At 47.8% G+C, this 6,949-nt stretch carries 6 protein-coding genes; 3 read left to right on the top strand and 3 right to left on the bottom strand.

Annotated features, from left to right (window positions below):
• Window positions 1-160: 160 nt before the first annotated feature.
• From L2082_RS17685 to L2082_RS17675, 3 genes are all read right to left on the bottom strand, one after another.
• Window positions 161-1,246 (bottom strand): phosphotransferase enzyme family protein, encoded by a 1,086-nt coding sequence (locus L2082_RS17685; protein ID WP_446010383.1) that lies wholly within the window; start codon window positions 1,244-1,246, stop codon window positions 161-163.
• Entirely contained in the window at window positions 1,243-1,650 is a 408-nt protein-coding gene (locus L2082_RS17680) for a nucleotide pyrophosphohydrolase (RefSeq protein ID WP_446010384.1), read from the bottom strand. Before L2082_RS17680 ends, L2082_RS17685 begins: the two co-directional genes overlap by 4 nt.
• Before the next feature lie 156 nt (window positions 1,651-1,806).
• Window positions 1,807-3,279 (bottom strand): DegQ family serine endoprotease, encoded by a 1,473-nt coding sequence (locus L2082_RS17675; protein ID WP_446010385.1) that lies wholly within the window; start codon window positions 3,277-3,279, stop codon window positions 1,807-1,809.
• A 421-nt stretch (window positions 3,280-3,700) separates the two neighbouring features.
• Between L2082_RS17675 and L2082_RS17670 the strand changes: the two genes are divergently transcribed.
• The 3 genes from L2082_RS17670 to L2082_RS17660 all read left to right on the top strand — a co-directional run.
• Window positions 3,701-3,895 (top strand): hypothetical protein, encoded by a 195-nt coding sequence (locus tag L2082_RS17670; protein ID WP_446010386.1) that lies wholly within the window; start codon window positions 3,701-3,703, stop codon window positions 3,893-3,895.
• Window positions 3,896-3,919: 24 nt separating this feature from the next.
• Window positions 3,920-6,505, top strand: coding sequence for a [protein-PII] uridylyltransferase (glnD, locus tag L2082_RS17665; RefSeq protein ID WP_446010387.1), 2,586 nt, complete (start codon window positions 3,920-3,922; stop codon window positions 6,503-6,505).
• 158 nt (window positions 6,506-6,663) lie between these two features.
• Window positions 6,664-6,949: glutamine synthetase beta-grasp domain-containing protein (locus L2082_RS17660; RefSeq protein ID WP_446012048.1), on the top strand; the 286-nt coding region annotated here is incomplete at its 3' end.

Raw genomic sequence — 6,949 nt, 5'->3', positions numbered from 1 at the left:
GTTAACAGCTCTGGGTATACAACGTAACGGTAAGCTGATTAACGTGAGCCTGAGAGAGCCTCCAACCTGAGGGCTGTCGGGTTATTGCGCCTTATGTCCATTTTACAGAAAGGCTGTCAGGGGCCTGGTAGAGTGGATCAGACAGAGGTGATTTTGCTGTTCAGCTGATCATTCTGCGCAGTTGCTCATATTGCTGTTCAATGGAGCGGGCCAGGGCAAATTGAATCCGGGCCCGGAACAGATTCTGTTCTGGATAATCAACCTTAAAATAACAGTTATTAGCCAGATAATCGCTATAAAAACGCAGCCCGAGTTCAAAGCTGATCAGCCAGACACTGTCAACCAGAAGACGCTTATCCTCGGAAGTGAGCAGTTTGGCAGCTCTTGCCAGGTACCCATGAACAGCTGCTGCAAAAAAATCCGCATGAAAGATAATCTCGTCAGGGTGCTCTACCTCTTCACCCAAGGGATTGCAGCAGGAGCGGAGGCAGTCGCCAATATCATGGAGCAGCAGGCCCGGCCTGACCGTGTCCAGATCAACAAGACTGACAACTCGCTGTTTGTCTGCGGAAAAAAGAAAATTGGCAACCTTGGGGTCAGCATGAATGATCTGCTGGCCCAGCTTGCCTTGCTGCTGGGCGTTTTCCAGGAAAAAGGCATGGTTCCGGTGCTGCTCAATGAAATTCCGACAATCTTCATCTTCAGGATTATAGGAAGATGCAAGCACAGCTTTATATTGCTCAAGATAGCGAGGTGTATTGTGAAATCCTGGCAGAGGATCTGTGAGCGCGTCCAGGGGCAGATCTGCAAGCAGTTGGTGAAACAGGCCCAGAGTTGCCCCGATCTCTTCCGCCTGAGCAGGAGTGGAGATTGAACGCAGAGAGCATGTATGCTCAAGATAGGTCAGGATGCGCCAAACAGCTCCTGTGCTGTCCTGGTAGCTTGTTTCTCCGGCTTGATTGCTGACCAGGTGAAAGAGGTTGAACTTGCGATTGATTGAATCACTCAGGTGAGGATGGGTAGTGAGCTGAGTATGGATATGTTCGGTGACCTTGCGGAGGTTATCCTGAACCGCCATTGGATCAGGAAAGACCGAGGGATTCAGGCGCTGAAGAATATATTTCCTGCCAGATTGCAGGCTGAGCTGCCAGGTATCATTAACAAGACCGCCTCCCAAGGGCTGGATAATGGCAATTCCATCCTGGGGGAAAAAGAAGCAGACAACCTGTTGATGTTTTGCAATCACGGATTGGGGTACTGTTGATACCGAGTATACTTATCTGCTCTCCCTTTGGCCTTTTCCACCGGATATTTTTCACCATTCAGGAGAATTTTTTTCTGAGCAGCCGCTAACAGGTCAATATCCAGTTGATCTGCCATGCGAACAAGGTAGATGAGAACATCGGCCATCTCCATGGACACAGCTTCATGTTTTTCTGGATCAAGTGTGTTGCTTTGCTGTTGTGTTAACCATTGGAAATGTTCCACCAGCTCCGCAGCTTCCACGATAAGAGCCATGGAAAGGTTTTTGGGATTATGGAATTGATCCCAATTGCGTTGTTCAGCAAATCGGTTGACCGCAGCCGTCAAATCTGCCAGGGAGTTAATGGATAGCTGAGACGAAGATTCAGCAGGAGGATTGGAGGACATATCAAGGCAACGGTAGAGAAAGAGGTATAAAAGGGTGTAGTGTTGTTGTATGTATCGTAGGGGTAAACCTGTGTGTTTACCCTTGCCCTCATAAAAAATAAAGAGCAGACTCAGAAGGTTGCCCCCACAGTTTCAGGGAACCTGGGGGCAGGTCTGTTATTTGTTCATTCGGAGAACCACGTATTTGCTGTACTGACCAGCTCTGATCCGCAGAAGAATTTGGTCGGGATTTCTTTCTTTTTTTACAGCTTTTTTCAGTTCAATCAGGCTATGAACCCGTATCCTGTTTACCTCTTCAATGAGCTGTCCTGCCTGAATGCCCACGCTGTCAGCAGGGCTTCCTGGAGTAACTTGGGTGATAAGAATACCTTGCCCCTCCCTGTAGCCAAACTGATGGGCAAGTTCGGGAGTAAGTTCCTGAAGAGTCAGCCCCATATTGTCCAGCAGCGAGCTGTTCTTTTTCTGTGAACGCATTCTGGTGGCTCGACTGAAGTCAGCTGGTTGTTCAGCAATGATCACCTGGATTTCCTTTTTTCTCCCTTCCCGAATAATTTGCAGGCTGATTTTGCTGCCCGGTGTGGTCATGGCAATGCGGTTACGGAGATCTGTCACATCAACAACCTTATCTCTATTCAGGGCCAGCAGGATGTCGCCGGGCTGGAGACCAGCTTTTTCCGCAGGGGAACCCTTGGTCACCTCGGCAACCAGAATGCCTTCAGCCTTGTGTACGCCAAAGGACTGGGCAAGATCGTCGTTCATATCCTGAATCGCCAGACCCAACCAGCCGCGCGTTACCTTGCCGTTGCTACGAAGTTGCTTTTCCACAGATTTTGCCATGTTGACAGGGATGGCAAAGCCGATACCCATAGATCCACCGCTTCGGGAAAAGATGGCTGTGTTGATGCCCACGACCTTGCCGTAAATATTGAGCAATGGCCCGCCTGAATTCCCTGGATTAATCGCCGCATCTGTCTGGATGAAGTTTTCATAATCATTGATGCCTATCCGGGAACGTCCCTTGGCTGAGACCACGCCCACAGTTACACTCTGGCTCAGTTCAAAGGGGCTGCCAATAGCGATAACCCATTCACCCACTTCCAGCTGGTCCGAATCCCCCAGAGGCAGGGTCGGTAAGTTCTCTCCGTCAATTTTAATCAGAGCAACATCGGATTGAGGGTCTGTTCCTACCACTGAGGCGGTAAATTCCCGTTTATCGGTCAGTCGAACCCGGATGGTGTCTGCGTCATCAACCACATGATTATTGGTCAGCACTAAACCGTCCTTGGAGATAATAAAGCCGGATCCTGCTCCGTGCTGTTTAAATGGGCTTGGTTTTTGACGAAAACGATCAAATTTTTTGCCAAAAAAATGTTCAAAAAAAGGATCGTTGAACATGTCCAGTTGGCCCCGTCCGTTAAAGGCTTTGCTTGTTTTTTCCACACCAATATAGACCACAGCAGGTCCGGCTTTGCGAACAACAGAGCTGAAGGCCTTAGCAGAACGATCCAGCATCGCAATCTCATTTTCAGAGGTTGTTGCTCCGGCTTGCCCTGCAAGCAGAAAAAAACAGACCGCTAAAGCTGTCATGAGGTTTGACAGTGTAAAGATGTGCTTTAGTTCCAGTTTCATAGTATGTGATTACTCCATGATGTTTGATACAAAGGGGAATACATTCAAGGAAGGCGTTTCCCTGTTTACTCTCACTGATGATGGACTTCTATACTGTTATACCTTCGGGAAGAAGCGTCAAGGAAGAATTGAGTAAAGTTGAAGAATTTTTTGAGGGCAGGGTAATGATTGTACGTGACCAATTTGTATGTTTTTTTCGGAATGGAACGGATTTTGCTTTTTATCGGTAATGCCTTGAAGGGGTCATATTATGTTGTTTTTGATCTCTATCAACTAAACTATCTGGTTTTTCTCATAATATTTGTTGGAGGATGAAGTTTTTCTACGTATCTGGAATGCATTGCTTGAAAGGTTATTTCTTCTTTGTTATATTTCGTTCTTCCTGAATTACAAAAATGTAATCTTTTTTGACAAAAGAGAAATGAATGATTATCAGAGCGGATACGGTCTTTATTTTGGCAGCAGCAGGGTTGACTTAGCTGTTTCAAGTTTTGAGTTCTCGTTGTATGTTGGCTCTTGGCATCTGTTGTTGGATGAGCAGGAGCTGAAAAAGGATCCTGATAAAGAATTGAGAGAAAGATATGAGGAAGATAAAAGTTATTATAGATCCTTTTAAGGTACTGGTTGAGGCTGTCCGCTGATGTCCCAGGAATTGCATGCCCAGCAACAGGCCCTGGAAGAACTCTGGCACCAAGGGTTGAGCGGTCACCAACTACTGCTTCGACATACTGCACTGGTTGATGCCTTTATAATTGACCATTTTAACGCTTCACCAGCAGTTCAGCAGGCACACGGTGAAATCGCTCTGGTTGCTTTGGGCGGCTATGGTCGGCAGGAGTTATACCCCTACTCTGACGTAGACTTGCTCTTGCTCCATGATCGCAAGTCAAAAAAAGATATGCAGGCTGTGGCCGAGTCTCTCCTGTATCCACTCTGGGATGCAGGATTTGAGGTCGGACACAGCGTTCGTAACGTGAAAGACGCGATCCGTTTTGCCAAGGAAGACTTTATTTTTGAGGTCTCTTTGCTGGATGCCCGGCAATTGGCCGGATCAGCATCCCTGTACCAGAAGCTGCTTACACGTTATCAGAAAAAGATCCTGTACGGACAGCGACAGAAATTCGTCCGCACTATGGATAAAAGATGCATAGAGCGACGGGGAAAATACGGAACCCATGCCTATCGTCTTGAGCCTCATATTAAAGAGGGGCGAGGCGGCATGCGGGATATCCAGGCCATGCTCTGGACAGCAAAAGCGGTCTTTGGCCTTGCTGGTCTTGATGCTATGGAAGATGCTGGTATGCTGACAAAGGCAGATCGTACCAGTTTTCAGAAGTCCTGGGATATGCTGGCCCGTATCCGCAATCGCCTTCACTATATCAGCCGCCGCCATAACGACCAGATGCATTTTGAATTGCAGGAAGAAATGGCAGCAGCCTTTGGTTATGAGGATCGGATGGGGATGTTGGCAGTTGAGTATTTTATGCGTGAGGTCTATGCGCATCTGCAAACCATTGCTGTGGTGACTGATCTGTTTTTTGAGCAGGTTCACGAGCTGCTGGGACTCAGTGAAAAGGATAAGGGCGAGCAGGAAATTGAGCGAGGAATCTCAATCCGGGCGAAGACCCTGCGCTTAACCGCCTCAGAGTCTGAATTGGCAAATCGCCCTGCCCTGCTTATGCGTCTTTTTTTACAGGCCGTACGAAAGGATTTATCGGTTCATCACAGCACGCATCGGACAGTTACCCGGAATCTGCACTTGGTGGATGACTCTTTTCGTTCTTCTAAGCGGGTTGCCAATGCCTTTCTTGGCTTGTTGACAGCGAAAAACAACCCTGCTCCGGCCCTGGAAACCATGCTGGAAACCGGCTTGCTACCAGCCTATATTCCGGAATTCGCTACTGTGGAATCCCTGGCCCAGCATGATCTTTACCATATTTATACGGTGGATCGTCATCAAATCCAGACCGTGGCTGAACTGTACACCTTGCGCCAGGAAGAAGAAGAGTTGTTTGCCTCTCTCTCAGCACCCCATTTGCTCTATGTGGCAGCCTTGCTCCATGATATTGGCAAGGGGCAGCGCAAAGATCATTCTGTTCTGGGAGCAGATCTCATTGATGAGGTTGGGCAGCGGATGGGATTGGGAGAAAAGGATTGTGATATCATGGCCTTTCTGGTTCGTTATCATCTTTTTTTGCCGGAAAACGCCCTGCGTCGCGATCTTGAGGATCAGGATTTTATCCGTGATACGGCAGAGCTGATCAAAGAGGCTGAACTGTTGACCATGCTCTATCTTTTGTCTGTGGCTGATTCCAAGGCAACAGGGCCTTCGGCCTGGTCAACCTGGAAGGCAACGCTCCTGAATGATTTGTTTCTTAAATTACGCTCCTGTCTGGAAGCTGAATGCACCACCGATATTGATGTTGAACAGGGAAAAGAGCAGGGGCTGGCCTGGTTGCAGGAACAGGTTAATGCATTGGCACAAGCTGATGAGGCTCTGTTGCGGATAGCTGTGGAAGAGCTGCCTACAGATTATCTGATCAGCTTTACCCCGGAACTTGTTATGCATCATCTGCGCCTGCACCGGGATCAGGCAGCTGTCCTGCAACAAAAGGTTTTGCTCTTTCCCGAGAAAAAGCAAGGCTCCTGGTCTTTGCTCATGCTCTGCCAGGATAGGCAGGGCCTGCTGGCAAAACTCTGTGGGGTACTGGCCCTGCATAACCTGTCTGTGCTGGCTGCCCGGATTTTTACCTGGCCTGATGGAACAGTGGTAGACTTGCTGGATTTGGCTCCAGAGGTAAGCCTTACTTTTGATGAGCAGGATTGGAATGCTTTAGAGTATGATTTGAATCAGGCAGTTAATTATCGTCTTGATGTGGGCCGAAACCTTTATAGTAAACTGGAATCCTCCCTGTACGGACAAAGACGTCAGGTGCAGCAGCTGGCCAATAAGGTGGTTATTGATAATGAGACCTCAGCCCGTCACACGGTTATTGAAGTCTATGGTGATGACCAACCTGGAACCCTGTATCAGCTGACCCAGACCCTGTCTGATTTTCATTTGAATATCCATCGAGCCAGAATAGCCACTGAAGTGGAGCAACTTATTGATATTTTTTATGTGACTACGGAAAACCAGGAGAAAGTCCTTGATAAAGAACTCCTTGCCAGGGTAAAAGATGCCCTGCTCCATATCGTCAGCAATGGAGAAGAGGATCCCTCATAACGTGTAATCATCCGGCCTGCCGGATTATTTTAATAATAACGTAATAACCCCCTCCCTCCCTCTCTGGGAGGGACAACAAAACATGAAAGTTGATTGGGTGATTCCAAGGAGTCACCGAGTACTTTCATATAAACACCTAATGCAATAAGGAGATCAAAATGGGCTGCAACTGCAATAAAACAACTCGTGAAGAGATCATGAAAATCATTGAGGAGCAGAATGTACATTTCTTCCGGCTCCAGTTTGTCGATATTCTTGGGAATATGAAGAATATTGCCATCCCGTTGAGCCAGATCGAAAAAGCTCTGGACGGTCAGATGATGTTCGACGGCTCTTCAATTGATGGTTTTGTTCGCATCAACGAGTCTGATATGTACCTGAAGCCGGATTTCAATACTTTTACTGTTCTGCCCTGGAGAGACCAGAACGGCACCAATGCAGCCC

This window comes from Candidatus Electrothrix sp., from assembly GCF_052785085.1.
This window is presented reverse-complemented; position numbering and strand designations above follow the sequence as displayed.